Here is a 25,463-nt window from a genome sequence, read left to right on the forward strand (position 1 = left end):
TTGGGGGGCCGGGCGTCGCAGGCGGACCGGTCGGCCGGGACCTCCACCTGCCCGTCAGGGGGCCGGTCGGAAATCCAGCACGAACGCGACGACCTTTTCGGCGGACATCTCGCACGGCTTCAGCAATGTTCTATCTGATGTAACGCGATAGAGGTTGAAGCTGACAATGTCGGTCCCGGCCAACTCCCTGGCGAACAGGCTGTTGCGACGTCCGTCACCGGATCGCCGGACAGTCACGCCGAAACGCCGGCCTTCGTAGGCGCCTTCGCTGTATCCCTCGGGAAGCTGCGCGAAGGCGGCATCGAACTCGGCATGCTCCATCTCAATCCAGTCGTCTTGATTCGACAGAAGCCCAAGGGTCCGAGGCCCTCGGCGCCAGTCCGCGGAGAAGGTCCGGGGCGGAGCCCTGTAGCCGACGCGGCCTGGGATGGGCGGAAAAGCCGTCCCGCGGGCGCTTGCACATGGCGCTGAGGCCGCCACCTGTCCGCCTGCTACGCAACCTCCACGCCTTTCCAGAAGGCGATATGATCCCGGATGCCCTCGGCGCCTGGCGTCGGATCTGGATAGGTCCAGGCTGCGTTCACGTTGAGCGCGTCTCCCACACGCACATGGAAGTAGCGCGCGGTGCCCTTGATCGGGCAGACGGACGTGTGCGGGCTCATCTCAAGCAGGCCAAAATCGACTGCCGACGGTGGGAAGTAGTGGTTTCCCTCGACGACGACCGTCTCGTTGCTTGTGGCGATGGTGGCGTCATTCCAGATAGCTGAGACCAACGGACTCTCCTTTCGTATTCATCAACCGGCACGGGGCTTGCGGGCTGTCTGCCCCAAGGCCGCACCCCCTCAGATGGCGGGCGGCGTGCGCCCCAGGAGTTTGTCGAGTTCGCCTCTGACATCGAGCTCGAAAAGCTCGTCGGAGCCACCGACATGCGTGCCGTTGATGAAGATCTGCGGCACGGTGTTTCGACCCGACGCTTCCGTCATGGCCTGCCGGTGAACCGGATCCGCCTCGATATCGAGTTCCTTCCATTGCACGCCCTTCTCCTCGAGGAGCATCTTCGCCCGGCGGCAGAACGGGCATCAGTTCGTGATGTACAGCAGCACATCAGTTGTCATATCGCGTCTCCGACAGTTGGAAGCGGATCGCTGTCATGGCGTTGATCTACCGTCAGCCGCGTTCGAGGAGGGCGACTGTGCCTTGACCGCCGTCGGCGCAGATGCTGACGATTGCGCGCGATCCGGGCGGCATGGCCCAAAGTTCCTTTACCGCCTGGCTGAGGTCGCGCGCGCCTGTAGCGCCGAACGGATGACCCAGGGCGACCGAGCCTCCATTGGGATTGACGCGGTCCCAGTCAAAATCGCCCATAGCCGCCTGGACACCGGCTGTCGCGCGCACCCACTCCCGATCGGTGATGGCCGCGACGTTCGCCAGGACCTGGGCTGCAAAGGCTTCGTGGATTTCCCAGAGTGCGATGTCGGAGAAGCTGAGTTGATGCCGCGCGAGCAGGCGCGGAATGCCATAGGAGGGCGCCATCAGCAGGCCCTCGGTGTGGAGATCGACGGCAGAGATCTCGTAGTCGACGAGCCGCGCGTAGGGGGTGCCCGCCGGGAGTCTCGCCACACCGGCTTCGGTAGCGACCCAACACCCGGCGGCTCCATCCGTAATCGGTGAGCTGTTGCCGGCGGTCAGGGTTCCCCTCCCGCTGTCGCGATCGAAGGCGGGCTTGAGTGCGGCCAGCCGTTCGGGCGACGTATCGGCGCGCGGGTTCGCATCGCGCGCCAGCTCAGGCAGCGAAATCACGAGATCGTCGAAGAAGCCACGTTCCCAACCAGCGACTGCCCGCTGGTGGCTCTTGAGCGCCCAATCATCCTGCGCGACGCGCGAGACCCGCCAAGCCTTGGCGGTCTCCTCCATATGATCACCCATCGTCCTTCCGGTGATCCGGTTTGCCCAGCCCTTTGTGGGGAGCACGTAGTCTCGTGGAGTCAGAGACTGGAGGGCGGCAAGCGCGGCGGTCGCATCCTGCGCAAAGAGGTCGGTGAGCCGCTTCGATGCATCGGCCGTCAGGGCGATTGACGGCCGGCTCATGACTTCGGACCCGCCGACCATGGTGAGGTCGGTTCCTCCGCCCAGCATCCCTGCCGCAGCGAAGGTCGCCGTCATGCTGGTCGAGCATGCCAGGACGACGGAGAACGCCGGAACAGTCGGATTGAGCTTGGCATCAAGCCAGGTTTCGCGAGCAATATTGCTCCAGCCCAAATTCGGGATCACGGTTCCCCAGACGAGGAGATCAGGCTCCGCCTGCGCCGCCATCGCCTGCACGACAGGCACGGACAGAGAGATGGCATCGTAGGCAGCCAACGCGCCTCCGCCGCGGCCGAAAGGCGTCCGAAGGCCAGCGGCAATGAAGACGGGTTCGGCAAAGCGGCTCATGATGATCTCCAAAATTAATCCGTGGGCTGCACGTCCACGATCGGCGGGACGCGAAGTAGCTTGCGCCGCTAGCCGCCGTAGCGCTCGGTTTTGACAATGGAGGGGTCCAGGCCGGCCAGCAGCGCGCCCTCGGTCGCGATGTTGACGAAACCGTTGGACCCGCAAACGAATACTTGTGTGGGCTTTCGGTGAAGCCGGGCCAGAACTTCTTGGACCATCACGCCGTCGATCCGTCGCGCAAAGTCCGATGCGCGGATCGGGTTCTCGCGCGTAATTGCCAGCGCCAAGGCGAATGCCGGATCGCTGCATTCGATGGAATGAAGCTCTTTTGAGAAGAGAACGTCTTCAGCGGTTCGTGCGGACAGGAGCAGCGCTGTCGGCACGACCTGGGCTAGTGCGCGGCGCTGCCGGATCATCGCCATCAACGGCACGAGGCCGGAGCCTGCCCCGATCAACAGCACTGGGTCTATGGCAGGTTCAGGCCATAGGAAATGGCCGCCGAGCGGACCACGAAGCTCGATTTCGTCTCCGATCGCCGCGACATCGTGGAAGAACGGCGAAACTTCGCCATCCGGCAGGCGCTCGATAGCGAGCTCGACCGTCGGGAACGAGATTGCCGAAGACGCAATCGAGTAACTCCGCATCGCACTGTAGCCACCGGGCGCGGTCAGCCGGACATCGACGTGCTGCCCTGCGATGTGCGCGAACGGTTTGCTCAACCGAAGGAAGAAGCTCTTGATACTCGGGGTTTGCTGGACGATTTCGTCGATCACGCATGACTGCCACGCGATTTGCGCGCCGTTTTCAGTCATTGGTGTATCGCTGCTCGCGCCACGGATCGCCATAGATGTGATAGCCGCGCAGCTCCCAGAAGCCCGCCTCGTCACGCGTTGTGAATTGCAGCGCGTTCACCCATTTGGCGGACTTCCAGAAGTAAAGGTGCGGAACCAGAAGACGCGCCGGCCCTCCATGATCGCGGGGAAGCGGCTTGCCCGCATAGTTGAGGGCGACCATCGCTTTCCCGGAGAGCAGATCCGCCAGCGGGACGTTTGTCGAGTAATTATCGTAGCAGTGCGCCAAGACGAAATCGGTGGGCCGATCGAGCCCTGCATCTGCAAGGATGTCTTCGATGAGTACGCCCTCCCAGGCGGTATCCAGCTTGGACCAGGACGTGACGCAGTGAATGTCTCGGGTCATCTTGGTCTTCGGTAGGGCGTTGAACTCGCTCCAGTTCCACACTTTGACGGGCTTCGGACCGATCTTGACGGTGAATTTCCAATCGGAGGGCTCCACGCTCGGCGTTGGCCCGGCCGTCAGAACAGGGAAATTCTCCACGAGATGCTGACCCGGCGGTATCCGATCGGACTGGTCGCCGCCTGGACCGCGGCCTGTGAAACCTCTGGTGACCATAGCGAAACCCCCTTGCTTGTCACGACAGACCAGAACCTGATTCAGTTCAGAATTCTGTAAAAGATCTTTGCGCGCACAACCGCCGAACGAGCCAATTCACTGAAAATCAGAATACCGGATTCTCTATTAGCGTAGAGAAAAGTGTTGGACCATTTTGAGTCGTGGTTATGCGTGAAGACTATAGCGTCAGTCCAGTATGATTTCCCAATACCCTGTAGCTATAGTTTCGATAGCTTCGAATCGGCATTGCAGGCGTATCCCCGTCAGCGGATTTCGAGCGGACGCCGTCGCTTGCCAACGTTGGTGTGAGACCGGCGGGCGAGATCGCCCCTGCCAACGCGACCGCTGAGAGGTCGACTCCTCAACCGCTTGGGCGCTTATCGCCTCCATCCGGATGCTCACCCGCCGAACAGCAATAAACCGCTATTTTCGATAAACTTCTGAATCCGGCTCCGAGGTATGGAAACTATGTCGTACCGCTATTGGATATGTTGCGCGCATACCTTCATAGTCTGACACGCGAAATCTTTAAATCCTGAGTATATTTCGGAAGAAATTTCGATCTGATCGATAAGACTTCAGGATACAGCAAGCTGGAGACACCGATGAAAGCCGTTGGTTACAAGGTTCCGGGACCCATCGCCGAGGACGCCTCTCTGGTCGACATTGATCTGCCTCGGCCTGTCGCTGAAGGAGGCGATATCCTGGTTGAGGTGAAGGCTGTCTCGGTCAACCCGGTCGACTACAAAATCCGCAGCAGCACGCCGCCCGCTGATGGCGATTGGAAAGTGCTGGGATGGGATGCGGCCGGGATCGTGCAAGAGGTCGGCCCCGACGTGACGCAGTTCGCGGTAGGCGACGAGGTCTATTATGCCGGATCGCTCATAAGGCCTGGCACCAATGCGGAGTTCCATCTCGTCGACGCCCGGATCGTCGGTCGTAAACCCGCGTCGCTCGACTGGGCGGAAGCGGCGGCGCTGCCACTCACGACGTTGACGGCCTGGGAAGCCATGTTCGATCGCCTGGACGTGACGAAGCCCGTTCCCGGGGCGGCGGCGATCCTCATCATCGGTGGTGCGGGTGGGGTCGGGTCGATCGCCATCCAGATCGCTCGACAGCGCACGGATCTCATCGTCATCTCCACCGCCTCTCGGCCGGAAACCCAGGAGTGGGTTAAAGGGCTTGGGGCTCATCATGTCATCGACCACTCTCGGCCGCTCGCGCCACAGATTGCCGAGCTCAACATCGGCGCTCCCGCTTTCGTGTTCTCGACCACGCATACCGAGCAGCATGCATCCGACATCGCCGAACTGATCGCCCCGCAAGGACGGTTCGGATTCATCGACGATCCCAAGGCGCTCGACGTCATGCTGTTCAAGCGCAAGGCAGTGTCGATCCACCACGAGCTGATGTTCACACGGTCGCTCTACGGCACGCCCGACATGGATGAGCAGGGCAAGATCCTCAATTCGCTGGCGGTGCTGGTGGACGACGGCAAAATTCGCACGACGCTAACCGAAAAATTGTCGCCAATTAATGCCGCCAATCTGAAGACGGTGCACGCACTGATCGAAAGTGGCGCGGCAAGAGGCAAGATTGTCCTCGAAGGCTTCTGATGACTGCCACCGCCGAACGTCTTTTCTAACCTCAAGAACGCCGGACGGATTACGCCACGGCGAAGGAAATTTCATGACGAAATCCATTGCCACCGCCTCGATCAACCGCGAAACCGCCGTCGCCCTCATCGACGCGGCGATCGCCGCGGCACGTACAATCGGCATCCCGGCTGCGGTCGCCGTCGTCGACGCCACCGGTAACCTGCGCGCGTTCGAGCGCACTGATGACGCGCCGTTTCTCACCGTCGATGTTGCCATCGACAAGGCTTGGAGTTCCGCCTCGTTTGGGTACCCCACCCATGTCTGGAACGACTATGTTTCGAACGATCCAAAAGTGGCGCCGCTGGCCTATCGCCCCCGGATGGTCGCTGTCGGCGGAGGCTATCCGATCCTGGAAGACGGGAAGTTGATCGGCGGGATCGGCATCTCCGGAGGCAACTATCAGCAGGATCAGGATGCGTGCGTCGAGGCACTCACGAAAATCGGGTTCGAGCTGCCAGCCTGACGACTTTAAGGCCATCGCCAGCGGCGGTGGCCTGCAGATGCGACCTTATGAAAGACTTTAAGATGGAAGCGTTCGTCGTCTTCACCCGCGAAGAAACCACCGATCCGGAAGAACTCGCAACCTATTCTGCAGGCGTCGGCCCATCGTTCGATGGCCACGACGTAACCTTTCTCGCCGCTTATGGCGCGATGGAGCATTTGGAGGGGCCGCCCGTCGAAGGGGCCGTAATTTTGCGGTTCCCGACGATGCAGGCCGCCCGTGATTGGTATCATAGCCCCGCCTACCAAACCATCGCTGCGCACCGTTTTGCCGGTTCCCGCTATCGCGCCTTTGTCATTGAGGGGCGGCGGTGACACACCGACGGAAGAACGGCGGGGCTGGCCACGAGGTATCGGTCGGCGAACTCGCATCCTACAACCTGTAGGGGATCAAGGCGGTGAGGTTCGCGTGCCATCGCCACACGCGACCACTCATCGGACTTCTGCATCGGAATTGGAGGATCAGATGAGCGTCGACGAACGACAAGCCCCCGAGCTGCGGGTGCAGAGATGGATTGGCGCGGATGGAGAAAGCATCGCGCCGCTCAAGCTGTCGGATCTCGGCACCGGCCCGAAAGTCCTCTTCGCCTTCCAGCACTGGTGCCGTGGCTGCCATTTGCATGGATTTCCGACGCTACAAAGGTTGCATGGTGCATTGAGCGCCAAGGGCGTGGGCTTCGCGGTGATCCAGACCGTCTTCGAAGGAGCGGATGAGAACACCTTCGAGAAGCTGCGCGTGAACCAGCTCAAGTATGCGCTTCCTGTCGCGTTCGGTCAGGACGAGCCACCTGCCGGCGCGACGCTTCCCACCTTCATGGAGGACTACCGCACGCGGGGAACGCCCTGGTTCTCCGTGATGGACGCTGGCGGCCGCATCGTATTCTCGGACTTCCATCTCGACGCCGATCAGCTCGTGAAGGGACTGGAGCTGGTGTAACCGATGCGGCGCTGGGTCATCCTGATTGCCACCCATCTCGCGATGCTCGCCATGGGCTTCGCGGGCGGTGTCTACACGCTGCCGATCCTGACCGCCCCCCAGGCCCCGGACGCGGCGGCCTTGCGGACCATCTCAGCCGAGACGCTCTACGCAGGGCGTCTGGCCCGCGATCTCAAAGGCAGCGACCTGCTTCACTGGGGGGAAGGCGAGATCCGGGTCTCGCGCGACCGTATCGCCCATATCGGGCGCCTCGCCCCTGGTCCCGACTACAAGCTCTACCTCGCACCACGTTTCGTCGACACGAAGGAGGCCTTTCTCCTAATCAAGGACAGATCAGTCCGCGTGGGCGATGTGAAGACGTTCAACGGCTTCATCGTCGAGGTGCCTGCCGGCATCGATGTCCGTGACTACAACACGGTCGTCATCTGGTGCGAAGCATTCGACCAGTTCATCAGTGCGGCAGAGTATCAACCCTCAAGTCAGGCCCGAGAACGAGCCCGGCGATGGATACCATGAGGTCGGCGGGCAAGCGCGGCCTCGTTCTCGCGCCGGTGGCGGCGCTGCTGCTGAGCGTCGCCGCTCTGCTGCTGGGCAATGGCCTGCTGAGCACGCTCCTGATCGTGAGAGCCGGCCATAAGGGGTTCTCGACCGGCGCGATCAGCGCGATGATGTCCTTCTATTTCGCGGGTTTCACGATCGGCGCGCTCGTGTTGCCACCGATCATCGTCTCCGTGGGACATGTCAGAACCTTCGCCGGCTTCGCGGCCATTGCCTCGATGACCGCCCTTCTCCATGTGGCGTTCGTGGAGCCGATCGCCTGGATGCCGCTTCGCCTGATTACCGGCTTCGCCTACGCGGGCATGATCCTCGCAACGGAGAGTTGGCTCAACGCCCACGCATTGCCATCCACACGCGGGCAGCTCCTGTCGATATTCGGAGTTGTCTCTATGGGCTCATGGGCAATCGGGCAGGCGTTACTCAACATCGCACCGCCCGCCGACGTGACATTGTTCCTCATCGTGTCGCTGCTGATATCAGCGGCGGTGGTTCCGATCACCTTGCTGCCCAGTCATCCGCCGGCCCAGGTGGAACAGGAATGGGTCGCGTTCAGGGACCTCGTCCTCGTATCACCTCTCGCTGCGGCTGGCGCTTTCCTGGCCGGCCTGGCTATCGGTGGTTTCTGGGGCATGGGCGCGAACTTCGCCCAGAGCATCGGCCTCGATGTGGGCGGTATCTCCGCCTTCATGGCTGCGGTTCTTGGTGGAACGCTCGCCTTCCATTGGCCACTCGGTTGGCTTTCGGATCGAGTGCCCCGGAATCTTGTCATCGCCGGTGCGGCGCTGGCGTCCGCAGCGTCTGCCATCGGCGTAGCGTTGGCGGTGGAAGCGCCTCTGCCGCTGCTCCTTGCGGCAGGTGCGCTGTTCGGCGGCTTTGGCATCCCGATTTATTCGTTGTGTCTCGCCGTCGCAAACGACGATCTTCCGGCCGGTCGGCTACTCGGCACCGCGCGCGGGCTTCTGTTGCTCAACGGGATCGGGACAGCCGCTGGCCCCCTAATAGGAGCAGCTGCAATGAATATCGTCGGCCCTGGCGGCCTGTTCCTTTATGCGGCGGCGTTGCTCACGCTCCTGGCAGTGCTGGCCATCGCCCGCAGGCAGCCGAGGCGCGCCAACCAGGCCAAGGCGGCCCCCCGTTCTCCGAGCACGCCGATGATAACCGGATCTCTCGATACGATGATATGCATGGAGAAGCGGGCGCAGGGCGTGCGGGATTAGCGCGGCACGGCGCCTGCACGAACCGCGGGGTCAGGCGATGATAGCTGTTACGCGAATTTCGATACGCATGGTTGGAAGCCCCAGCGCTTCGATTCCCAACTGCGTCCAGATTGGAGCGCGGTCGGGCATGTAGTGGCGATACAGCTTGGCCATTGTTTCGTTGATCACGGGAGGGAATCCACCGACGTGATAGGAATTGACGTGGACCACATGCGGCCAGCGTGCTCCGGCGGTCGCGAGCGTCCGTTCCACGTTCTTGAACGCCTGCTCGATCTCTTCCTCAATCGACTCCGGAATGACGAGATCGTCGTTCCATCCGCCCTGTCCGGAGATCTCCACGCGGTCACCAATGCGCATTGCCTGAGAATAATGAAGCGCGTCATGCAGGCGCGTCCCGTATCCGGGGGTGATGAAGAATGAAGGTGTTGTCATGAGTTTGCCTTTGATGAGCCAGGTCAACGCGGCTGCAAGTGACCGTATGCATGCAGAAAGAGATGCAGGGCGTTCGGCACTAGCGCGCCGGCTGCGGTGGAGGGCTTTATTCCACGTCTTCTACGGTGAGGTCCCGGCCGTTGAACTGCACGGTCTCCCCGGCTCGGGCACCCTCGATCGCTTCGAAGATCGGCGCCATCGTGGAAATGCCCATGAGCTCACGCCCCTGACAGGTAAACTTGCTCGTTGACACCGCGATCACAAAGTGGCGGCCGGACAGCTTGACGACAGCGCCTTCGTTGACGGCCAACTTGGGGCCGAAATCGATCGTCCTGAGCTTTTCGAGTTTATTGGCGTAGTCATGGAGCGTGTCATCGAGCGCTTCAGCGAAGTCGCTCGCGACCTCGGCCTGAGCTAGTTCGTCGTTTTCGATCGGTTCGCTCCGATCGAGCCGAGCGGTAGAGACATAGTCCAGGTAGTTTTCGCGAGCGCTGTGCAACGCTGCTGTCTCCAGCAAGAGCATAGTTTCTCGTATGTGGTCCTTGTTCCAGTCCATAATCACCTCCTAATTTTCGATGTTCTTAAAGTTCAGCCTGCAGATGTGTGGGCCAGGAAGGCCAGCCTTTCCGGCTAAGCGACACCGCTATTCGTCGCTGATGACGTCTTCGCCCTGGTATGGAACCCTGATCAGCCGAGGATCTCGAATGATGCTCGTGACGAGCCAGACATATTCCTGCTCGGCGGTATCGAAGCCGAGGATGCTGAAGGATTGGCCGAAAGGGCATGGCGGGAAGTCTGGAAAGCCCTCGCGCAGAACGTAACGCTCGGGATCGCTGTGAAACTCGCTCTTGTAGACTTTCCGTAGTCCGTGCTTGCTCGGCGCGTCCTGGTCACCTGCCGGTGCTGTTTCCCGATGCGCCACAAGGCGCTCGGACAAGTCGCGGGGGCAGATTTCGTGGAACACGTCGAAGGCGTCGATCAACAGGCCTTTATGCTCTGTCGCCGGATCGGTGATCGCGTAGATGTTGGAGGCATCTTCGCCGTCGTCCCCGCTCTCGAGGCGCAACGCCGCATCGACGCGAATGCTGCATGCATCGAGGGTTGACCCTAGTTCGAGATCGACGAGATTGCCGTCCTTGACGCGGTATTCGCGGTCATAGCCTTTGGCGATGAATGACTGGACTGCTTCTAGAACGTCGGTCACCTGGGAGGTCATGGAAGCACCTTCATCTTGAACTGGATTGGACACGCTCGCGCACAAAGCGCGCTGTGACTCGGCGGACGGAGAAGCTCGCGAAGTGCGTTACTCATAGCCACTTGGCCTTCTTGAAGCGCATGAATAGGAGAAGGCAGAACACCGCTATCACTCCGAGCACGACGAAGTAGCCATATGGCGTGTCCAGTTCCGGCATGTGCTTGAAGTTCATGCCATATATTCCGGCGATCGCCGTCGGGACCGCCAAGATCGCCGCCCAGGCCGCGAGCTGGCGAGTGACCACACCGATCCTTTGCGCTTCCAGAAGGCTGCTGGCCTCGAAGACCGTGGACAGGATAAGCAGGAGGCCGTCGACCATGGACTGCACGCGGTGGACATGGTCCGCGACGTCGTGGAAATATGGTGTCATTTCGGCGCTGATGCAGGGAAAGTGGCCGCGAACGAGCTTTCGCACCAGCTCGGCCATAGCCCCGAGCGTGCGCTGGAACCGCGTGAGTTCGGACCTTAGTTCGAAGATTCGCGCCACCTCTTCTGGCCCGAGGAAATCGTGCAGCGACCGTCGCTCCATCGCCAGGACGTCGTCCTCGATCATTTCGAAGATGGGCAGATACTGGTCGACCACTCGGTGCAAGATCGCGTGCAGCACATAGTCGACACCCTTGCCGAACTGCGTCGGCGATGCCTCGAGTTGCTCCCGAAGTTTGCCCAGCGCTCCGGCATTGCCGTGCCGCACGGTGATAAGGTGATTGTGACCGGTGAAGATCGCCATCTTGCCGTAGCTGATCCGGTCGCCGACCAGCTCGGCGGTCTGGGCGACGACGTACAACTCATCGTTGTAGACCTCGAGCTTGGGCGGGCACAGCGGGTGCATGGCGTTGTCGATCGCCAAAGGATGGAGGTTATACGTCGTCTGGATCGCGCTGAGTTCGTCTGCGGTGGGCTCGCTAAGCGCGATCCAGCAGAAGCCCGAGCGATTCTCGTTTAGTTCGACGTGCTCATCGAGCCTGATTTCACGGACTCGCTTACCTTCGTTGTAATAATATGCGGCGATAATGGTCATGCAGGCCTCGCAGGAATTCGCAGGCCACGCTGTACAGCCGGTCGCGCCAGCCCGCGTTCGAGCCATGCCTGCACGTTCGAATAGCTGCTTAGGCCGAGGATGTCGCCCGCTGCGTAGAATTCGACCAGCGCATTCACCCAGCCAAACGTCGCAATGTCCGCGATCGAGTAATCATCGACAATCCATTCGCGGCCCTCCAGCCGGTGATCCAGGACCCCGAGAAGACGCCTGGATTCATCAACAAAGCGCTGCCGAGGTCGCTTGTCCTCATAGTCCTTGCCGGCAAATCGCAGGAAAAAGCCTAGCTGTCCGAAGGTCGGCCCAACGCCCGACACCTGAAAGAACACCCAGGCCAGAGTCTCGTACCGCTGGGCGGGTGTTGTTGAGATGAGCTGCCCCGTCTTGTCGGCCAGATAGATGAGGATCGCACCGGTTTCCCATATGCCAATGGGCTGGCCGTCAGGGCCAGCCGGATCGATGATCGCGGGTATGCGGCCGTTGGGATTCAACGACACGAACGCTGGATCCTTCGACTCGTTGTTCGAGATGTCGACGAAGTGGGGCTCATACGGCAGGCCAGTCTCCTCCAGCATCATCGAGACCTTGACGCCGTTGGGCGTGGGGGCCGCGTATAGTTGCAAGCGATCCGGATAAGATGCTGGCCAGCGCTGCGTGATGGGAAAGGAGGAGAGGTCTGTCATATCTGGATCCTGGCACTGCGACGGCGGCTGAATGGAATGATCTGCTTCAAGGCCGGGTTCGACGACCGCGTCGATTGACGCGGTCGTCGGAGGTTGCGAACCGGATCGGCGCGGCACTAACGGCAGCGAAGCCTATTCCGCTGCAGCCCCGGCCGCAGGGCTCACATCGCCGGCCTCATGCCGCTTTGGAAGAACCCAGTCGGGACGGACGAAGTGGCAGGTGTAGCCGCCCGGCCGCTTCTCCAGATAATCCTGGTGATCGGGCTCGGCCTCCCAGAACTCGCCGACCGGCTGGACCTCGGTCACCACTTTGCCATCCCACAGCCCCGAGGCATCCACATCGGCGATCGTATCCTCGGCGACGCGCTTCTGCTCCTCGTCGACATAATAGATGCCCGACCGGTAGGAGAGCCCACGATCATTGCCCTGGCGGTTCAGCGTCGTCGGATCGTGGATCTGGAAGAAGAATTCCAGGATGTGCCGGTAGCTCGTCACTGTCGGGTCGAAGACAATCTCGATCCCCTCGGCATGCGTGCCGTGATTACGATACGTGGCGTTCGGAATATCGCCGCCCGTGTAACCCACACGGGTCGAGATGATGCCGGGCCGCTTGCGGATCAGATCCTGCATGCCCCAGAAACATCCTCCTGCGAGAACAGCGCGCTGATGCATGTTAAGCCTCCTCTACTTGATCGAGATATTCACCGTATCCCTCGGACTCCATCTCGTCGCGCGGGATGAAGCGAAGGGACGCAGAGTTGATGCAGTAGCGCAGACCGCCGCGGTCGGAAGGACCGTCCGGGAAAACGTGGCCCAGATGGCTGTCGGCGTGTACCGACCTGACCTCCGTCCGGACCATGCCGTGTGCACTGTCCCGCACCTCGTTCACGTTTGCCGGAACGATCGGCTTGGTGAAGCTGGGCCAGCCAGTACCCGAATCGAACTTGTCCGTTGAAGCGAACAGCGGCTCTCCCGACACTATGTCGACGTAGATGCCAGGCTCCTTGTTGTCGTTGTGCTCACCCGTGAAGGGCCTTTCGGTCCCCGAATCCTGGGTAATCCGGCGTTGCTCGGGGGTCAGGCGGTCAACTGCTGCCTGTGACTTCTCAAACTTCATGATAGTCTCCAATAATTAATCTAGAGAGCTCGACACACTGTCATTTATCTTTGCAGTCATTGCGCCGACTATAGCAGTGCGCCCCAGATTTATCCAATACGCTGCGCGTATAGTTTCCATAGCGCCGAAGCTCTTCACGTCGTGATTCAGTTCCACTCATACCGGGCTGCCAGCTGCGCGATGTTCCGTATCTCGACCGTTGCCGTGGAGCCGGATACTGTCGCGATCACGACTTCGCGCTCCAAGACAAATCCGTCGATCGGCCGAGTGACGAGGCCTTGCACGGTCGGCGATCGTTCCGGAAGAATGCATATGGCGTGGCCGTCAGCGACGACCCGTTGCACCCAGTCCTCGCGATCTGATCGAAAGCGAGGTCGCATGAGCAAGTCCCGTCGCGCGAAGTGATCGAGGATCCGATCGCGAAACTCGCATTTCAGGCGATCGACGAAAGGAAACTCGAGCAGGTCTTCGCCGCGCACGATCTCGTTGGCAGCCAAGGGATGGTTTGCAGAACAGCCGAGCACGAAGCGCTCCCGAAATAGAGGATGCACATCCAGCTTGCGTTCCGGTCTTGTTTCACGCGGCATGATGCACGCGTGGTATTTTCCTGAAAGCACCTCCGATGTGTCCTCGTTCGACTGGAGCGAGTGCAGCTTGATTTCGATGGATGGCATCTCCGCCAATGCGCTCTCGAAGAATGCCGTAAATTCCTTTGGTCCGACGGTGGGCGCGACGGCGACATCCAGCACGCGGTGCCCCCCCATCGCCCAGTGCTCCGAGTGATTGCGAACGCTCTTCATCGCGACCACCATGCGCCGGAATTCTGCCTCGACGTCATGGCCAAGGCCAGTCAGGCGGCTGTTCTTCCCGTCGCGATAGATCAGCGGCCCGCCAAGCTCATCTTCCAAGCGGCGGATCGCGCGGGTCAGACTTGGCTGTGACACACCGCTCAAGCGAGCGGCCGCTGTGAAATTCAGCGTCTCGGCCAAGTTGATGAAATAGCTGACTTGATTGAGTTCCATAGTCCTTTGGCCCACGCGCCTGACTGATACCTCTTCCGTGAGACCGCCTTTGGAAAGCAGGTCGCAGAAGTATGCTTGGCGCATATAATCATGGTATAGGGGCTTGTCTATATGCGCCAGACATATAAATGATAGCCTGAGATGACGATTACCGGTTGGCGGTGCGCTCCGCTCAGCTCCGTCGAAGGTTCTGAGAGCGCAACCGCCAAGCCGCGTGCTGGAGGTTTGATGGACATGGCAGGAAGATCATTTACGTTTGTCAGTGGGGCTGGCTCTCCGCTGTCCGGGCACCTCGAACCGCCGGAAGGGACGCCGCGGGGCTGGGCGATCTTCGCCCACTGCTTCACGTGCGGGAAAGACAGTCGCGCCGCTGTTCACATCTCGCGCGCGCTGTCGCGTGCGGGCATCGGGGTCTTGAGGTTCGATTTCGCCGGGACCGGGATCGGCGGTGGGACGGGAGAACCTGTGAACTTCGCGTCGGACGTCGAGGACCTTCGGGCCGCCGCAAATGCGATGGCGGCGGCGGGCATGTCACCGTCCCTCCTCGTCGGGCACAGCCTGGGTGGCACCGCTGCGATCGTAGCCGCCGCCGACATGCCTGATATTGCGGCGGTAGCGACGATTGGTGCGCCGGCCGACCTTCAGCATATCTTGCGCCTCTTCGGACCGAATGATCTGGACACCATCGCGAGCGAGGGCGAGGCCTCGGTGGAGATTGCCGGTAGGCCCTTCCTCATTCGCCGAGGGTTCCTTGAGGCGGTTGAGGGGATCGACGTCGAGAAGGCCATTGCCTCCCTGCGACGGCCGGTGCTGGTCATGCACTCTCCGCTGGATCAGGTGGTCGGCATCGACCACGCGTCGCGCATCTTCGTCGCGTCCAGGCACCCTAAAAGCTTCATCTCGCTCGACAACGCGGATCACCTTCTCACCGACGTCGCGGACGCGAACTACGCCGCGGCCATGGTGGCGGTTTGGGCGAGCCGCTTTCTCCCACCACTCAGCGCGGATCTTCCGCAGGTCGAGGTTGCGGAGGGCGTCGTCTCCACCGAAACTCTTGCAGGGACGTTCCAGCTCAAGGTCCGCAGCGGCGAGCACACTCTGTTCGCCGACGAGCCAGCATCGGTCGGTGGCCTCGGGACCGGACTATCTCCCTACGAACTCGTATCTGCCGGCCTCGCAGCCTGCACGGTGATGACGATGCGTCTCTATGCGAACCGCAAGGGCTTTCCGCTCGAACGGGCGAGCACGACCGTGCAGCACGAGAAGGTGCCGGACATGATGCCACCCGACCGGTTCACCCGCACCATTGTCCTCGATGGGCCGCTGAGTGATGATCAGCGCGCTCGGATCCTCGCGATCGCTGATCGGTGTCCCGTCGATCTGAGTCTCATCCGGGGTTCGGACGTGCAGACCGAGCTCTTGAGCGCCAGTCAGGCTGCGGATCCCGCGAGGCTGGCTTGACCGTGGCGCACACGGAGGAGGGCGAACGGACTGTGAGCCAATCGCCTACCGGCAATAGGGCGGCCGCGACAGAGCGAGCAATTCTCGCAGGCGGCTGCTTCTGGGGCATGGAGGATTTGCTGCGCCGAGCCAGGGGAGTCATTTCGACGCGTGTCGGTTACACAGGCGGAGAAATGCCTGATCCGACCTACGCGAGACATTACGGCCATGCGGAAGCAGTGGAAGTGACCTTCGACCCTTCCGTTCTCGCCTATCGCTCGCTCTTGGAACTCTTCTTCCAGATACATGACCCCACGACCTACGAGCAACAAGGCAGCGATGTCGGTCCGAGCTATCGATCGGCGATTTTCTACACCACCGAAGTGCAGAAGGAAGTCGCCCTCACAACCATCGCGGAAATCGAGGCATCAGGAAGCTGGCCAGGCCCGGTCGTGTCGGAGATCAACCCAGAAGAACCCTTTTGGGAGGCGGAGCCAGAGCACCAAGAATACCTGGTGCGCTATCCTGGGGGCTATAGCTGCCACTTCGTGCGCCCGACCTGGCGGTTGGACCGCTCAGACGAACGCCCAGCTGTAATACTTGACAGAAAGAGTTGATGATGACCGAAACCGTGACTAATCAGGCCGCCTGGCAGAAAGCGCCGGGGCAGCCACTGAGGATCGGTGTCACCGCTCTGCCGCATCTGGCGGCGAACGAGATATTGATCCGCAACGCGGCCATCGCGATCAACCCACTCGACTGGATTCTGCAGGACGTCGCGCTTTTGCCATGGCTCGACTATCCCGCGATTCTCGGCAGCGACGTCTCCGGTGAGGTCGCGGCGGTCGGTGGCGCGGTCGAGCGGTTCAAGGTCGGCGATCGAGTCATCGGACAGGCGGTCGGGACAACCGTAAATCAACCTGCGCAGGGTGCGTTCCAGCACCACACGATCGTGCTGGACCACATGGCGGCGCCGATCCCCAACAACATTGCCTTCGCTGATGCGGCAGTCCTCCCGCTTGGCCTTGGCACCGCCGCAAGCGGGCTCTACGGACGGACACAGTTGGCTCTCGCGCCACCGTTACACTCGCCGACCGCGCGTCCAGAGGTCGTTCTGGTCTGGGGTGGATCGTCGAGCGTTGGCTGCAACGCCATCCAGCTCGCGGTGGCGTCGGGCTACAGGTGCGTCGCCACCGCTTCGGCGCGCAACGTCGGCCTGTTGAAGGAGCTGGGTGCAAGCGAGGTTCTTGACCACTCGAGTCCAGCCATCGTGGAAGACGTGATTGAGGCAATGCGCGGGCGCAGTCTCGCTGGAACGCTTCACGCGACCGGTCACATGAAAGACTGTTTTGCCGTAGTTGCGAGATGCGAGGGCTCGCGCCGGGTGGCAGCGACGCTGGCCCCGCCCGACGAGCGTTCATTTGGAGTCGAGGCGACGCACATCTCCGGGACGAGCCTCAAGGATGACGAGGTTGGTCCAATGATCTACCGCGAATTCCTGCCGCAGGCTCTCGCGGCGCGCACGTTCGTCCCCGCCCCTCCGGCGAAGATCGTGGGCCAGGGCCTTGAAATGCTCCAGGCTGCCTTGGAAGCCCTGAAGGCGGGTGTATCCGCAGCGAAAATCGTCGTTACCCTGCCTTGAGTGACCAGCCAGGCGGTTTTTCGCGTTCGCAGTCTGAGGTGGCCCGCACTTTGCCGATTGGGAAGCTCTACCGGGAAAACGCGTTTGGGACGCGCGCTGCGCTCCTGCCGGAGCATGCGTTCCCGAAACCTGTTCCCGACTGCTTTTCCCCGAAACTACCTATCGGACATAGAGAAATGGGAATGCAGCGAGTGGTTTGAACGGCCGCTTCCGAAACCGCGTTCCGATCAATTGAGCGGCTAAAAGTGGGGCGATCACCGACATATTAGAATGAGACCGCCATGCCCGATCGGCCGGCTTGACGCGTAGCCAAAAGAATGCGGCTGATGGTAGGCTCGCTGACATTATGAAGCCCCGCCATCTGAGCAGCGTTGAGCTGCCGCAATTGCGAGTCTCCTACGCGTCGTCGTTCTTCTCGCGGTCCACACCTCGCTCATGCAATTCGGCATCGACGGGGCAGTTCGTGCAGCCCTCGTAGCAGCACAAGCGGCAGATGCGGTATGACTGCTCGAGGTTTTCCAAGCGATTTCGGAGAACGCGTTCAGCGATGTCCGATAAGGTTTTCAGTTCGTCTGGATTAAGGATCGATAGCCCTTCGGCAATCACTTGATCGCGCGAGGCCAGGACCTCGTCGCTCGCGACCTTGCCAGTTGGAGTAAGATAGAGGGATCGCGCGCGCCCGTCTGTCGAATGCTCCCTACGCTCGATCAATCCCTCGCTTACCAATCTATCCACCAGGCGAACAGTTCCAGCATGTGAAAGGCCCACCCCGATCGCAAGCATACGGATCGAGAGCCCGGGCTTGTGCGCGAGCAACGCCAGCGCTGAGGCGGCGGGTCCAGCTTCCGGCGCCCGCGATGAACTAGCGCGAACGATGTCGTCGCTGATCATGAGTGCGAACGCCCCGAAAATGTTTCGATCTCGAGGTCCATCCATTGCCACATCTATATGTGCGCGGAGCATAGACAGCAAGCCATACCGTGGTCCTCTTCCTCCGCGCGGCTTGTGGAAAATGTCCTGTTTTAGAAGGGTTTCGGAGGATTTCGACTGATCGAGCGCGCCGAAAAAAACGGGTCCGGCTCGTTAAGGCCGCGGAACCGTTGATACCTGGCGGCTATAGGGCAAGCCTTTTCGCTCGGAATCGCCGTAGGTCGCGCCCGAGAATCACTCCGCGTCAGCGCTGTCATCCAGGCCGCGCAGGTGCAGATCAGCGAGACCTAGCTTGCCCCCGGCGTCGCACTTCCATCGTGTCACCGCGCGCGATCACGATTGTATCAATCCCATTGAGGAACAGTCCGTGCTCCACGACGTCGGGGATTGCGGCGAAACGGGCGAAGACCGCGTCGCCATGCAGCTGAGCGCCTCCGGGCTCGATATCGCGACGGAGCATCCATGCCCCGCGGAGGTTCTGCAGGATTTGCACGCCCGCCGTCACGAGAGGACCACAGTCACGAGAGCACAAGCGCCCCTCTGTGGCGGACCGAAGCACGCAGCAGCACGAGGGACGCCGCTAGCAGAACTGCGTCCTTCAGTAGAAACTGCCCTGGTGCAGCCGAAATCGCAGGAAAGCCGCCGGCAGTCTGCTCCGCGACACCTGGAGTGGTGATGAAAAAGGTCAGCGTGATCAGATAGGTCGCTGCTGACATTAGTGCGCCTAGCGCAGAGAAGAGTGGACGAAATGCACCAAGGATCAGAACGAGACCGGTCGATAACTCGATAACGCCGATGAAATAGCTTTGCCCCTGCGTCCCGAACATGCCGAGCCAATTCATGATCGGGCTGTGTTCGATAAACGGGGCGATACCATAGGCCTCGTACGCTGTGAACTTCATCGCGCCGAACCACAGAAATACGATCACGAGAGCCCATCTAAGCAGGCCAAGATCCCTCCGACCGTGCTCGGGGACAAGAAATTCATAACGGTCGAAAATGCTCATCTAAAATTCCTCAACAGTGGTCCCGTGGGAACGTCACGAACGTCGTCTACGTGCTTCGGGCAGGCGTTGCAGTATATGCGCGACGCATATACTAATAAGCGAGATATGTCGAGCGGCTGGCTCGCGCTTCGCTGCCTCACGAAGCCATCCTCATCGGCGATGCCTTTACCCAGCAAACGCGCGACCTTTGCGGGATTTTGACTTGATGGGGCTGGCGCTCCGGGTGGGCCTATAGCCCGTTGGCAAACGTCCAGCCTGTACGGATGGACGCGGCCCTGGACGAGATAACCATGCCCACCGAAATCGTAGCAGCGATCGGCGAAGGCGCGCTCGCTTATCGAGAGAGCGGCATTCTCTCACTGGCAGATGGCAGAGTATTCTCCGCGTGCCGGCAGTATCGCTATCGCTTGAGCGAGGACAGTGTTGTCGTCGAGTTCGCAGACGGACCTCATATCGGGACGCAGTTCCTCAGCTTGAGTTTCTCGCGGACGGATACCGGGTTGGAAGCGAGTGGCGTCTATGCCTGCGGAGACGACACCTACCATGCAACCTACAGGATTCTGGGGCCGGCGGCCTTTGAAGTGGTCATCATGGTCCAAGGGCCTGCAAAGGCATACGAGCTAGTCAGCCGATATTCCCGGTCGGGATAAATGCTCATGTCAGGAGGGCAAGTCCTCTGTTGCCCTTATCATGGCCGTGAAAGGCAGCGCCGGAATAACTTACCACGCGCTGCAAATCCGAAGACGATTGTCGTCGTCATCAGAAGGTAGGCGACTATCCCACCAGGTGAAAGAGTCGGAACCGCTGCGAGGATCAACCCATCATTCCCGCCGGGTATGAGCGCGATGCCGATACCCATCAATGTGCCGCCGACGACAGATCGCAGAATGCCATTGGCTGTCGGCAGTTGGAGACGCAGATTGCCTTGGCGAAAGGAGGCGGTTAGGGCGCCTGCGATCGAAGAGATCACCGCAGTGAGCGCGACCTCGCCGGCCGGGGACATTCTGAGAGGAAGGGCGCGTTGAATCACGTCTGCGAAGGTCCAGGCCGGCGAGAGTGCATATAGAAGTCCGCCAGTGATACCGAGTCCAATCATCGAAGCGCCGAACGACCAACCCGGCTTTGTTCGCAGAACGCTCTTCGTGGAAACGAAAACGAGTGCCAGCACGAGCACAACTAGGAAGGCTAGGAGAGTAACGAGGCCTGTTGCGCTCGGTTTGGAGATTAAGCTTGGCCATGTTGAATCGTAGCCGAACCTGCCATGGTCGGCAGCCAAGATACCAATCGTTAATCCCAAGGGTAGAGCTAGAAGTCGCATCTCCCCATCCCCAAGCCGCGCCAGCGATCCGAGCAGGCATGTGTCATTAATGAGTGCGCCGAGGCCGAAGGCGATGGCGCCGATGAGCAGGAGGAAATTGATGCTGGTCGAGGGTGCGAGTGTTGCGCCCAGTGTTCCCGTCCAGACTATCGGGACCGCAACCAGGCCTGCCGCTGCCGACGCTGCGAGAAATCCGACGAACATTTTCGGCGGCTGTCTTCTGTGTAACTCATGAGCGGCCACCACTAAACAGGTTCCGCCTTGGTTCGCCGCATATCCGAACCCGAAGGCAAGTACGCATAGAAGAAGTTCGAGCGCAAACGATCCCATTATTTCAAGCCTGCCTGATCATATCGTCAGCCTTCTGATGCGACGTTCCAGCGTGGCGAGCGCCCCGGCTTAGCTTTACCACGGGAAGGCGCGATCCTGCTGTAGCCGCACAGATGGCAAAGGCTGACCGAGCCATCTTTGTCGAAGCCGTTTGCCACAAGGAGCCGCTCCGACAGCATGCCTAGAATGTCGAGGTCATTGGGCGACAGGGGCGAAATACATTCGGAGATCACCTGCTCCCGTGCCTTGAGCAAGGCGTCCGTTATCTTCTTCCCCGAATTGGTGAGGTGAATGAAGCGCGCCCGCCTGTCGGTGATTTGTCTTCGTCGTTCCACCAACTGTTCGCGCTCGAGCCTATCGATCAATCGCACCGTCCCGGCATGAGAAAGCCCGATCGAGGTAGCCAAAACGCTGATCGGCAGTCCGGGCTCCATGCTGAGTAACACCATCACGGCGGTCCCCGGGCCGCTTGGTGAAAACGAGGCCGAGACACTGGCGATGCTGTCTGCAACGGCCAACGCGAGTGCACCTAAATGGTACTTGGCGACCTCAGGCTCCATACCGCAAGAATATATGCTTCGCGCATAGACTTCAAGCGTGTGAAAATGTATGACCGCCGCATGCATCTATGACAGATTCGGACATGGTCATGCTCATTGAGGGGCTCAGCTCGGATTCCACATCTGAGATCAACGGACGTGCTCGCTCCCCAGGCGCTAGCGGGGGTGGGCTCGATGAAAGTGGACGTGCATGGGTGCCGCTCACCGGGCGCAGGCGGTTCGCCGATGAGACCGCCGGTATGATCGGACGGGTCTCATGCCCGACCTGACTCTTGATCTCCGATACCTGAAGTACGCCGTTCAGGTCGCCGAGGCCGGCAGCTTCCGCCGAGCGGCGGAGCGCCTATCGATATCGCAATCCACCGTCAGCCGACGTGTGCAGCTGTTTGAGCGCCAACTTGGCTTTTCTCTCTTCAAGCGTACGCGAGCGGGGGCAGGGCTGACTCCAGAAGGTGAGCGCTTCCTTCAACAAGCGGTGGTGGGAGCGCGCTACCTTCGTAACGCCGCAACGGAGATCCGCTCCGCGCGGAAACTCAAGACCGGGCTCGTGAGGTTTGGAATGCTTGAAGCGTTCCCGGCGTGCCCGATCATCAACATTCTCTCGGCATTCAGAAATAGACATCCGACGATCGAGGTAAAGCTTGAGGAAGGCACTTCAGAAGAAAACACTTTGGGGGTGAAGCGCGGATTACTGGACGCAGCAATCAGCCTGAGTGCGAGCAAGAGCCCTCAGTTCCAAGTTCGACGTCTCTGCGAACCAGATCTGTTCGTGGCATTGTCCCCGCTTCACGAGTTGGCAGCACGGCCACAGCTGTCGTGGGAGGACGTTTGTGACGAAGTCTTCCTCGTTCGCTCGGATGGCGCTGGGCGTGAGCTCGCTGGCATACTCCGGCGCATGGTGGGCGCCGGAGACGGAGCGGTTCAACTCTCGATCCAACAAGTCAGCCGAGAAACCCTGCTGACGATGGTCGAACAGGGCTTCGGCTTGACCATCACCAGCGTGATCTACCGGCCGGATATCGCGTTGATCCCGCTCCCATCGGCGCGGGCGCCGACGGCCGCTATAATTTCTTCCAGTGACAACGACAACCCGACTCTGCCGCTGCTGCTGAAGTGTTTCGACACCCCCTCTAGAGCGGGGACCACGGATTAATCGGCGCTCCCCGGCGTCAACGTTCGCCTGGCTTTGGCGAAGCCACGGTCTGTCGCGATGAACCGTTGTAACATCGGGACGATTAACCGAGCTGGGTCAACAGCGGACTGACCTTGCTCTCGGCCCAATAGGTGGGCGTAGTCAACAAGGTCCTGGTGGAGAGCTGCAGGTAGCTCGACCTGTACCTTAAGCGGCTTGTCGTCCGCGATGGGGCCTAGCTTAAGCTTCGACATCATCACCCTCCATATGGCTCCAGTACCAAGTCTCGCGTCACGAGAACGCGCACGGGAAATCCGGGCCGAATAGTGATCGTGGGCGCGACGTTGAGCTGACGCCTCACAATCTGCTGCCCTGCGTCGTTGATGGTGTCCTGCCCACCGTTCCGGATCGCCTGAACGAGCTGATCGTCGTTGTCGACCGCGAGTTCGGCGCCGACGCTCAGCAGTGTCGACAATCCCGCAGCCTTGGCCAGATCCCACCAATGGTAATCGACGCCATCCTGCAGCCCGGCGAACCCTTCAGCGTCAGCACCAGGCTGGCGCTCGAGAACGATCGAGCGCCCGTTCGGGAAGACGAGCCGAGTCCAGACGAGCAGGACTCGGCTCTGGCCGAACTGCACGTTGTTGTCGTACTGCCCGACCACACGAGTGCCTTGCGGCACAAGCAAGATACGGCCGGTTGGGCTGTCGTAGATGTTTTCGGTGACCTGCGCGGTGATCTGGCCGGGTAGATCGGATCGGATGCCGGTGATCAGCGCCGCGGATATCACTGCTCCCGCCTGAAGGACGTTCGGCGATACTGGCGCAGCGACGCGATCGGGCGCAACCGTCCTGCGATCGGCCGCGGCGTTCAGAAACGCGTTCTGCCGGTCCTGCGCCGAGGGCGTGGCGGGCGGCGGAGCGAGGCCAATGCTCGCCAAATCCGGCACCGGCGCGAGCGCTGGGGCAGCTCCCGCAGCAGCGGGTGTGCCCCGGCTTTCCGATCCGGAGAAGAGACGGCTGGTGCGCGCGGTCTCGATTTCCTGAAGGCGGCGCTGCTCTTCCGGGCTGATGCCGGGATTGGGCGTGGCCGTCCCGGGTGTGGGCACCGGCTGTCCGCGATCCTGGGTACTAAGGATCGGCCGGCCGAGGTCACCGGGAAGAGGGGGACCGAGCTGTGGCACGCCACTGTAATCTCGCGGCAGGCCGGCCAGTCCGTCAGCGGTCGAGCGGTTCTCGGTCGAATAGAGTTCGTCGTTCGGCCGACCGGCGTCGCGGGTCTGAAGCGCGTAGATCAGCGCACCTCCGAGCCCGACGCTGGCGACAAGACCGAGGCCGGCGAGAACCTTCCGCGACAACCGGGTGACGCGGGGCGGTTCGGCCCGCAGCCGCATCGGCGCAGGCCCGACCGGCTCGCCGGTCAGGGGCTGCGCATCGTCGTCCGGCACTTCCTCAATCCGGGGCGGGTTCTCGCTCACGAGGTCGGCCTCCCGTCTGTGCGGACGATCCTGACGCGCTTCTGCTCGCGGCCGGAGCCGAAGCGAAGTTCGGCAGCCGCGAACAGACGATCAACGATCATGTGGTGGCCGCGAACGCGATAGTTCACGAGCTCAGAGGTGTTGCCCTCGGGGCCGACGACGAAGAGTGGCGGCATCTCGCCCTGACCGATGCCGCGCGGAAACTCGATAAAGACCTGGCGTCCGTCGTCGAAGGCGCGCAGCGGCCGCCACGGCGCACGGTCGCCCTCGATCGCATAGCGGAAGTTGACGTTCGCGAGATCGACGCCGCTCGCCACCGGCTGGGCCGCCTGCGCCTCGGCGTTCTGACGGCGCAGCGCAATGAGCTGGTCTTGCGGATACTGCCATGAGACCGACGCCATATAGGTGCGCTCTGTCGAGCGCAGCTCCATGTGATAGGTGCGCATGTTGGTGTTGATGACGAGGTTTGTCATCAGGTCGGCGCGGGTGGGCTTTACTAGGATGTGGATCTGGCGCGTTGCCCCCGATCCGCTCTCGGTGTCGCCGATGATCCAGCGCACTGTGTCGCCGGCGGCCACCGGGCCTGCGCCGACAAGCTGCTCCCCGGGTTGGAGCGCGATGTCGGTGATCTGCCCGACGGCGGTATAGACTTGATAAAGCGCCCCTTGAGTCCACGGGTAGACCTGCATCGAGTTAATGAAGCCGTCGCGCACCGGCTGGACTCGTGCCGCCTCGTTTGCCTGGTTGACGCGAGCGGTCGGATTAGAAGGCTCCGGGGCACGCCGCGTCTCCTCCACACGCTGCAATTGGCCAGGCAGCGGCAGCGGCCGGGGCAGCTCGACCACGGTGACCGGCGCGGGTGGATCGACGGTCTGCACCGCCGGAGCCGCATTGTCGTAGGAAATCTCCGGCGGCGGATTGGTGGTCGCGCAGCCCGCGAGCGCGGTCGCCGCTAGCAGAACGACCGGGAATGCGGCTCTACGGAGAGCCGGGAGTACGTGTGTGTGTGAAGCCGGGTTTCCGGCTTTACGGAAATACGGCTTCATTGCCCAAGCTCCCGTGACCAGTTGATGGCGTTGACGTAGATGCCGAGCGGGTTCGCCCTGAGCCGGTCGGCGTTTCGGGGGATCTGCACGACGATCGTCAGGATCGCGGTCCAGCGCGTGGTCTCGGCGAGCTGGCCATTTTCGTATCGGCGCTCGACCCAGGCGACGCGGAAGCTGTCCGGGGACGCGCGGATGACGCTGGAGACGTCGACAGCGACCTGCTGCCGGCCGACCCGTGTAAAGGGGTCGTTGGAGCGGGCGTAGTCATTGAGCGCCATGGCGCCGCGGTCAGTCGTGAAGTCGTAGGCGCGCAGCCAGG

Annotated in this window: 31 protein-coding genes and 2 pseudogenes; 11 read left to right on the forward strand and 22 right to left on the reverse strand. The window is 61.3% G+C overall.

Annotated features, from left to right (window positions below; genetic code table 11):
• Positions 1-54: 54 nt before the first annotated feature.
• The 6 genes and pseudogenes from NGK62_RS16430 to NGK62_RS16455 form a co-directional block, all read right to left on the reverse strand.
• Positions 55-321 carry a hypothetical protein gene (locus NGK62_RS16430; protein WP_018429638.1) on the reverse strand — a complete coding sequence of 89 codons (267 nt, stop codon included), beginning with the start codon at positions 319-321 and terminating at the stop codon, positions 55-57.
• A gap of 170 nt (positions 322-491) precedes the next feature.
• The gene (locus NGK62_RS16435) at positions 492-773 is read right to left on the reverse strand and encodes a DUF427 domain-containing protein (RefSeq protein ID WP_046092728.1); all 282 of its coding nucleotides are present in this window, start codon (positions 771-773) and stop codon (positions 492-494) included.
• A gap of 69 nt (positions 774-842) precedes the next feature.
• Positions 843-1,067: pseudogene (locus NGK62_RS16440) on the reverse strand (glutaredoxin domain-containing protein); the annotation flags it as partial.
• A gap of 100 nt (positions 1,068-1,167) precedes the next feature.
• A complete protein-coding gene (locus NGK62_RS16445) occupies positions 1,168-2,433 on the reverse strand; it encodes a thiolase family protein (RefSeq protein ID WP_033982398.1) in 1,266 nt (421 codons plus the stop codon).
• Between the two features lie 68 nt (positions 2,434-2,501).
• Positions 2,502-3,245 (reverse strand): ferredoxin reductase, encoded by a 744-nt coding sequence (locus NGK62_RS16450; RefSeq protein ID WP_044059343.1) that lies wholly within the window; start codon positions 3,243-3,245, stop codon positions 2,502-2,504.
• Positions 3,238-3,843 (reverse strand): sulfite oxidase-like oxidoreductase, encoded by a 606-nt coding sequence (locus NGK62_RS16455; protein WP_033982388.1) that lies wholly within the window; start codon positions 3,841-3,843, stop codon positions 3,238-3,240. The genes NGK62_RS16450 and NGK62_RS16455 overlap by 8 nt, the downstream gene beginning before the upstream one ends.
• Positions 3,844-4,448: 605 nt before the next feature.
• Between NGK62_RS16455 and NGK62_RS16460 the strand changes: the two genes are divergently transcribed.
• The 6 genes from NGK62_RS16460 to NGK62_RS16485 all read left to right on the forward strand — a co-directional run bounded on the left by NGK62_RS16460 (position 4,449) and on the right by NGK62_RS16485 (position 8,714).
• On the forward strand, positions 4,449-5,459 hold the full coding sequence (locus NGK62_RS16460) for a zinc-binding alcohol dehydrogenase family protein (RefSeq protein ID WP_011191343.1): 1,011 nt from the start codon (positions 4,449-4,451) through the stop codon (positions 5,457-5,459).
• A gap of 73 nt (positions 5,460-5,532) precedes the next feature.
• A complete protein-coding gene (locus NGK62_RS16465; RefSeq protein WP_004357630.1) occupies positions 5,533-5,964 on the forward strand; it encodes a GlcG/HbpS family heme-binding protein in 432 nt (143 codons plus the stop codon).
• 47 nt (positions 5,965-6,011) lie between these two features.
• Positions 6,012-6,317 (forward strand): DUF1330 domain-containing protein, encoded by a 306-nt coding sequence (locus NGK62_RS16470; RefSeq protein WP_004357632.1) that lies wholly within the window; start codon positions 6,012-6,014, stop codon positions 6,315-6,317.
• Positions 6,318-6,468: 151 nt separating this feature from the next.
• The gene (locus NGK62_RS16475; protein ID WP_011191345.1) at positions 6,469-6,939 is read left to right on the forward strand and encodes a TlpA family protein disulfide reductase; all 471 of its coding nucleotides are present in this window, start codon (positions 6,469-6,471) and stop codon (positions 6,937-6,939) included.
• A 3-nt stretch (positions 6,940-6,942) separates the two neighbouring features.
• Positions 6,943-7,455, forward strand: coding sequence for a DM13 domain-containing protein (locus NGK62_RS16480; protein WP_004357637.1), 513 nt, complete (start codon positions 6,943-6,945; stop codon positions 7,453-7,455).
• Complete coding sequence (locus NGK62_RS16485) at positions 7,443-8,714, forward strand: MFS transporter (RefSeq protein WP_004357638.1); 1,272 nt, start codon at positions 7,443-7,445, stop codon at positions 8,712-8,714. Before NGK62_RS16480 ends, NGK62_RS16485 begins: the two co-directional genes overlap by 13 nt.
• Before the next feature lie 30 nt (positions 8,715-8,744).
• Here NGK62_RS16485 and NGK62_RS16490 read toward each other — a convergent pair whose 3' ends face one another.
• The 8 genes from NGK62_RS16490 to NGK62_RS16525 form a co-directional block, all read right to left on the reverse strand.
• Complete coding sequence (locus tag NGK62_RS16490; protein WP_018429625.1) at positions 8,745-9,173, reverse strand: RidA family protein; 429 nt, start codon at positions 9,171-9,173, stop codon at positions 8,745-8,747.
• Between the two features lie 79 nt (positions 9,174-9,252).
• Entirely contained in the window at positions 9,253-9,702 is a 450-nt protein-coding gene (locus tag NGK62_RS16495; RefSeq protein ID WP_004099042.1) for a hypothetical protein, read from the reverse strand.
• Positions 9,703-9,789: 87 nt separating this feature from the next.
• Positions 9,790-10,362, reverse strand: coding sequence for a hypothetical protein (locus NGK62_RS16500; RefSeq protein ID WP_004099040.1), 573 nt, complete (start codon positions 10,360-10,362; stop codon positions 9,790-9,792).
• A gap of 91 nt (positions 10,363-10,453) precedes the next feature.
• Positions 10,454-11,422: a magnesium and cobalt transport protein CorA gene (locus NGK62_RS16505; protein ID WP_011191347.1), complete on the reverse strand. Its 969-nt coding sequence runs from the start codon at positions 11,420-11,422 to the stop codon at positions 10,454-10,456.
• A complete protein-coding gene (locus NGK62_RS16510) occupies positions 11,419-12,123 on the reverse strand; it encodes a glutathione S-transferase N-terminal domain-containing protein (RefSeq protein WP_004099038.1) in 705 nt (234 codons plus the stop codon). Before NGK62_RS16510 ends, NGK62_RS16505 begins: the two co-directional genes overlap by 4 nt.
• 132 nt (positions 12,124-12,255) lie before the next feature.
• Positions 12,256-12,795, reverse strand: a complete 540-nt coding sequence (msrA, locus tag NGK62_RS16515) for a peptide-methionine (S)-S-oxide reductase MsrA (protein WP_004099036.1) — start codon at positions 12,793-12,795, stop codon at positions 12,256-12,258.
• A gap of 1 nt (position 12,796) precedes the next feature.
• A complete protein-coding gene (msrB, locus tag NGK62_RS16520; protein WP_004099035.1) occupies positions 12,797-13,240 on the reverse strand; it encodes a peptide-methionine (R)-S-oxide reductase MsrB in 444 nt (147 codons plus the stop codon).
• A gap of 146 nt (positions 13,241-13,386) precedes the next feature.
• On the reverse strand, positions 13,387-14,262 hold the full coding sequence (locus tag NGK62_RS16525; protein WP_011191349.1) for a LysR family transcriptional regulator: 876 nt from the start codon (positions 14,260-14,262) through the stop codon (positions 13,387-13,389).
• Positions 14,263-14,490: 228 nt separating this feature from the next.
• On the opposite strand from NGK62_RS16525, the gene NGK62_RS16530 reads away from it, so the two are divergent.
• From NGK62_RS16530 to NGK62_RS16540, 3 genes are read left to right on the forward strand one after another with little or no spacing between them, the layout of a single operon-like run.
• The gene (locus NGK62_RS16530) at positions 14,491-15,723 is read left to right on the forward strand and encodes a bifunctional alpha/beta hydrolase/OsmC family protein (protein WP_004357650.1); all 1,233 of its coding nucleotides are present in this window, start codon (positions 14,491-14,493) and stop codon (positions 15,721-15,723) included.
• Positions 15,724-15,755: 32 nt separating this feature from the next.
• Positions 15,756-16,319, forward strand: coding sequence for a peptide-methionine (S)-S-oxide reductase MsrA (gene msrA / locus NGK62_RS16535; protein ID WP_011191350.1), 564 nt, complete (start codon positions 15,756-15,758; stop codon positions 16,317-16,319).
• Complete coding sequence (locus NGK62_RS16540) at positions 16,319-17,344, forward strand: zinc-binding alcohol dehydrogenase family protein (protein ID WP_004357654.1); 1,026 nt, start codon at positions 16,319-16,321, stop codon at positions 17,342-17,344. The genes msrA (NGK62_RS16535) and NGK62_RS16540 overlap by 1 nt, the downstream gene beginning before the upstream one ends.
• Positions 17,345-17,740: 396 nt before the next feature.
• Here NGK62_RS16540 and NGK62_RS16545 read toward each other — a convergent pair whose 3' ends face one another.
• Both NGK62_RS16545 and NGK62_RS16550 read right to left on the reverse strand, forming a co-directional pair.
• Complete coding sequence (locus NGK62_RS16545) at positions 17,741-18,235, reverse strand: MarR family winged helix-turn-helix transcriptional regulator (protein ID WP_004099028.1); 495 nt, start codon at positions 18,233-18,235, stop codon at positions 17,741-17,743.
• A 557-nt stretch (positions 18,236-18,792) separates the two neighbouring features.
• Positions 18,793-19,281 carry a YkgB family protein gene (locus NGK62_RS16550; RefSeq protein WP_004099027.1) on the reverse strand — a complete coding sequence of 163 codons (489 nt, stop codon included), beginning with the start codon at positions 19,279-19,281 and terminating at the stop codon, positions 18,793-18,795.
• Between the two features lie 290 nt (positions 19,282-19,571).
• On the opposite strand from NGK62_RS16550, the gene NGK62_RS16555 reads away from it, so the two are divergent.
• Positions 19,572-19,931, forward strand: coding sequence for a DUF6314 family protein (locus tag NGK62_RS16555; protein WP_166479491.1), 360 nt, complete (start codon positions 19,572-19,574; stop codon positions 19,929-19,931).
• A gap of 38 nt (positions 19,932-19,969) precedes the next feature.
• Here the strand turns inward: NGK62_RS16555 and NGK62_RS16560 are convergent, their stop codons facing one another.
• Positions 19,970-20,929 carry a YeeE/YedE thiosulfate transporter family protein gene (locus NGK62_RS16560; protein WP_004099025.1) on the reverse strand — a complete coding sequence of 320 codons (960 nt, stop codon included), beginning with the start codon at positions 20,927-20,929 and terminating at the stop codon, positions 19,970-19,972.
• Positions 20,930-20,955: 26 nt separating this feature from the next.
• Positions 20,956-21,378 (reverse strand): MarR family winged helix-turn-helix transcriptional regulator, encoded by a 423-nt coding sequence (locus tag NGK62_RS16565; protein WP_223296479.1) that lies wholly within the window; start codon positions 21,376-21,378, stop codon positions 20,956-20,958.
• A 367-nt stretch (positions 21,379-21,745) separates the two neighbouring features.
• Here NGK62_RS16565 and NGK62_RS16570 point away from each other — a divergent pair, with 367 nt between their 5' ends.
• On the forward strand, positions 21,746-22,642 hold the full coding sequence (locus tag NGK62_RS16570) for a LysR family transcriptional regulator (RefSeq protein WP_011191354.1): 897 nt from the start codon (positions 21,746-21,748) through the stop codon (positions 22,640-22,642).
• Here the strand turns inward: NGK62_RS16570 and NGK62_RS16575 are convergent.
• From NGK62_RS16575 to trbF, 4 genes and pseudogenes are all read right to left on the reverse strand, one after another.
• Positions 22,639-22,878, reverse strand: a complete 240-nt coding sequence (locus NGK62_RS16575; RefSeq protein ID WP_018429611.1) for a DUF2274 domain-containing protein — start codon at positions 22,876-22,878, stop codon at positions 22,639-22,641. The genes NGK62_RS16570 and NGK62_RS16575 overlap by 4 nt on opposite strands.
• On the reverse strand, positions 22,878-24,098 hold the full coding sequence (locus NGK62_RS16580; RefSeq protein ID WP_011191355.1) for a TraB/TrbI/VirB10 family type IV secretion system protein: 1,221 nt from the start codon (positions 24,096-24,098) through the stop codon (positions 22,878-22,880). The genes NGK62_RS16575 and NGK62_RS16580 overlap by 1 nt, the downstream gene beginning before the upstream one ends.
• Positions 24,095-25,144 (reverse strand): P-type conjugative transfer protein TrbG, encoded by a 1,050-nt coding sequence (gene trbG / locus NGK62_RS16585; RefSeq protein WP_011191356.1) that lies wholly within the window; start codon positions 25,142-25,144, stop codon positions 24,095-24,097. Before trbG ends, NGK62_RS16580 begins: the two co-directional genes overlap by 4 nt.
• Positions 25,141-25,461: pseudogene (gene trbF / locus NGK62_RS16590) on the reverse strand (conjugal transfer protein TrbF); the annotation flags it as partial. The pseudogene trbF and the gene trbG, both read right to left, overlap by 4 nt.
• Between the last annotated feature and the right edge of the window lie 2 nt (positions 25,462-25,463).

Source organism: Achromobacter sp. Marseille-Q4954 (assembly GCF_943737025.1).
GTDB lineage: Bacteria > Pseudomonadota > Gammaproteobacteria > Burkholderiales > Burkholderiaceae_B > Achromobacter > Achromobacter bronchisepticus_A.

Bases quoted from the DNA above. Each gene is read 5' to 3' on its own strand.
- NGK62_RS16550 (WP_004099027.1), bottom strand. From the start codon at position 19,281: ATGAGCATTTTCGACCGTTATGAATTTCTTGTCCCCGAGCACGGTCGG.
- NGK62_RS16445 (WP_033982398.1), bottom strand. From the start codon at position 2,433: ATGAGCCGCTTTGCCGAACCCGTCTTCATTGCCGCTGGCCTTCGGACG.
- NGK62_RS16430 (WP_018429638.1), bottom strand. From the start codon at position 321: ATGGAGCATGCCGAGTTCGATGCCGCCTTCGCGCAGCTTCCCGAGGGA.
- NGK62_RS16530 (WP_004357650.1), top strand. From the start codon at position 14,491: ATGGACATGGCAGGAAGATCATTTACGTTTGTCAGTGGGGCTGGCTCT.
- NGK62_RS16510 (WP_004099038.1), bottom strand. From the start codon at position 12,123: ATGACAGACCTCTCCTCCTTTCCCATCACGCAGCGCTGGCCAGCATCT.
- NGK62_RS16575 (WP_018429611.1), bottom strand. From the start codon at position 22,878: ATGATGTCGAAGCTTAAGCTAGGCCCCATCGCGGACGACAAGCCGCTT.
- NGK62_RS16465 (WP_004357630.1), top strand. From the start codon at position 5,533: ATGACGAAATCCATTGCCACCGCCTCGATCAACCGCGAAACCGCCGTC.
- trbG (WP_011191356.1), bottom strand. From the start codon at position 25,144: ATGAAGCCGTATTTCCGTAAAGCCGGAAACCCGGCTTCACACACACAC.
- NGK62_RS16475 (WP_011191345.1), top strand. From the start codon at position 6,469: ATGAGCGTCGACGAACGACAAGCCCCCGAGCTGCGGGTGCAGAGATGG.
- NGK62_RS16485 (WP_004357638.1), top strand. From the start codon at position 7,443: ATGGATACCATGAGGTCGGCGGGCAAGCGCGGCCTCGTTCTCGCGCCG.
- NGK62_RS16555 (WP_166479491.1), top strand. From the start codon at position 19,572: ATGCCCACCGAAATCGTAGCAGCGATCGGCGAAGGCGCGCTCGCTTAT.
- NGK62_RS16570 (WP_011191354.1), top strand. From the start codon at position 21,746: ATGCCCGACCTGACTCTTGATCTCCGATACCTGAAGTACGCCGTTCAG.
- NGK62_RS16500 (WP_004099040.1), bottom strand. From the start codon at position 10,362: ATGACCTCCCAGGTGACCGACGTTCTAGAAGCAGTCCAGTCATTCATC.
- NGK62_RS16495 (WP_004099042.1), bottom strand. From the start codon at position 9,702: ATGGACTGGAACAAGGACCACATACGAGAAACTATGCTCTTGCTGGAG.
- NGK62_RS16525 (WP_011191349.1), bottom strand. From the start codon at position 14,262: ATGGAACTCAATCAAGTCAGCTATTTCATCAACTTGGCCGAGACGCTG.
- NGK62_RS16505 (WP_011191347.1), bottom strand. From the start codon at position 11,422: ATGACCATTATCGCCGCATATTATTACAACGAAGGTAAGCGAGTCCGT.
- NGK62_RS16545 (WP_004099028.1), bottom strand. From the start codon at position 18,235: ATGATCAGCGACGACATCGTTCGCGCTAGTTCATCGCGGGCGCCGGAA.
- NGK62_RS16565 (WP_223296479.1), bottom strand. From the start codon at position 21,378: ATGGTGTTACTCAGCATGGAGCCCGGACTGCCGATCAGCGTTTTGGCT.
- NGK62_RS16540 (WP_004357654.1), top strand. From the start codon at position 16,319: ATGATGACCGAAACCGTGACTAATCAGGCCGCCTGGCAGAAAGCGCCG.
- NGK62_RS16560 (WP_004099025.1), bottom strand. From the start codon at position 20,929: ATGGGATCGTTTGCGCTCGAACTTCTTCTATGCGTACTTGCCTTCGGG.
- msrB (WP_004099035.1), bottom strand. From the start codon at position 13,240: ATGAAGTTTGAGAAGTCACAGGCAGCAGTTGACCGCCTGACCCCCGAG.
- NGK62_RS16455 (WP_033982388.1), bottom strand. From the start codon at position 3,843: ATGGTCACCAGAGGTTTCACAGGCCGCGGTCCAGGCGGCGACCAGTCC.
- NGK62_RS16470 (WP_004357632.1), top strand. From the start codon at position 6,012: ATGAAAGACTTTAAGATGGAAGCGTTCGTCGTCTTCACCCGCGAAGAA.
- msrA (WP_004099036.1), bottom strand. From the start codon at position 12,795: ATGCATCAGCGCGCTGTTCTCGCAGGAGGATGTTTCTGGGGCATGCAG.
- NGK62_RS16450 (WP_044059343.1), bottom strand. From the start codon at position 3,245: ATGACTGAAAACGGCGCGCAAATCGCGTGGCAGTCATGCGTGATCGAC.
- NGK62_RS16460 (WP_011191343.1), top strand. From the start codon at position 4,449: ATGAAAGCCGTTGGTTACAAGGTTCCGGGACCCATCGCCGAGGACGCC.
- NGK62_RS16480 (WP_004357637.1), top strand. From the start codon at position 6,943: ATGCGGCGCTGGGTCATCCTGATTGCCACCCATCTCGCGATGCTCGCC.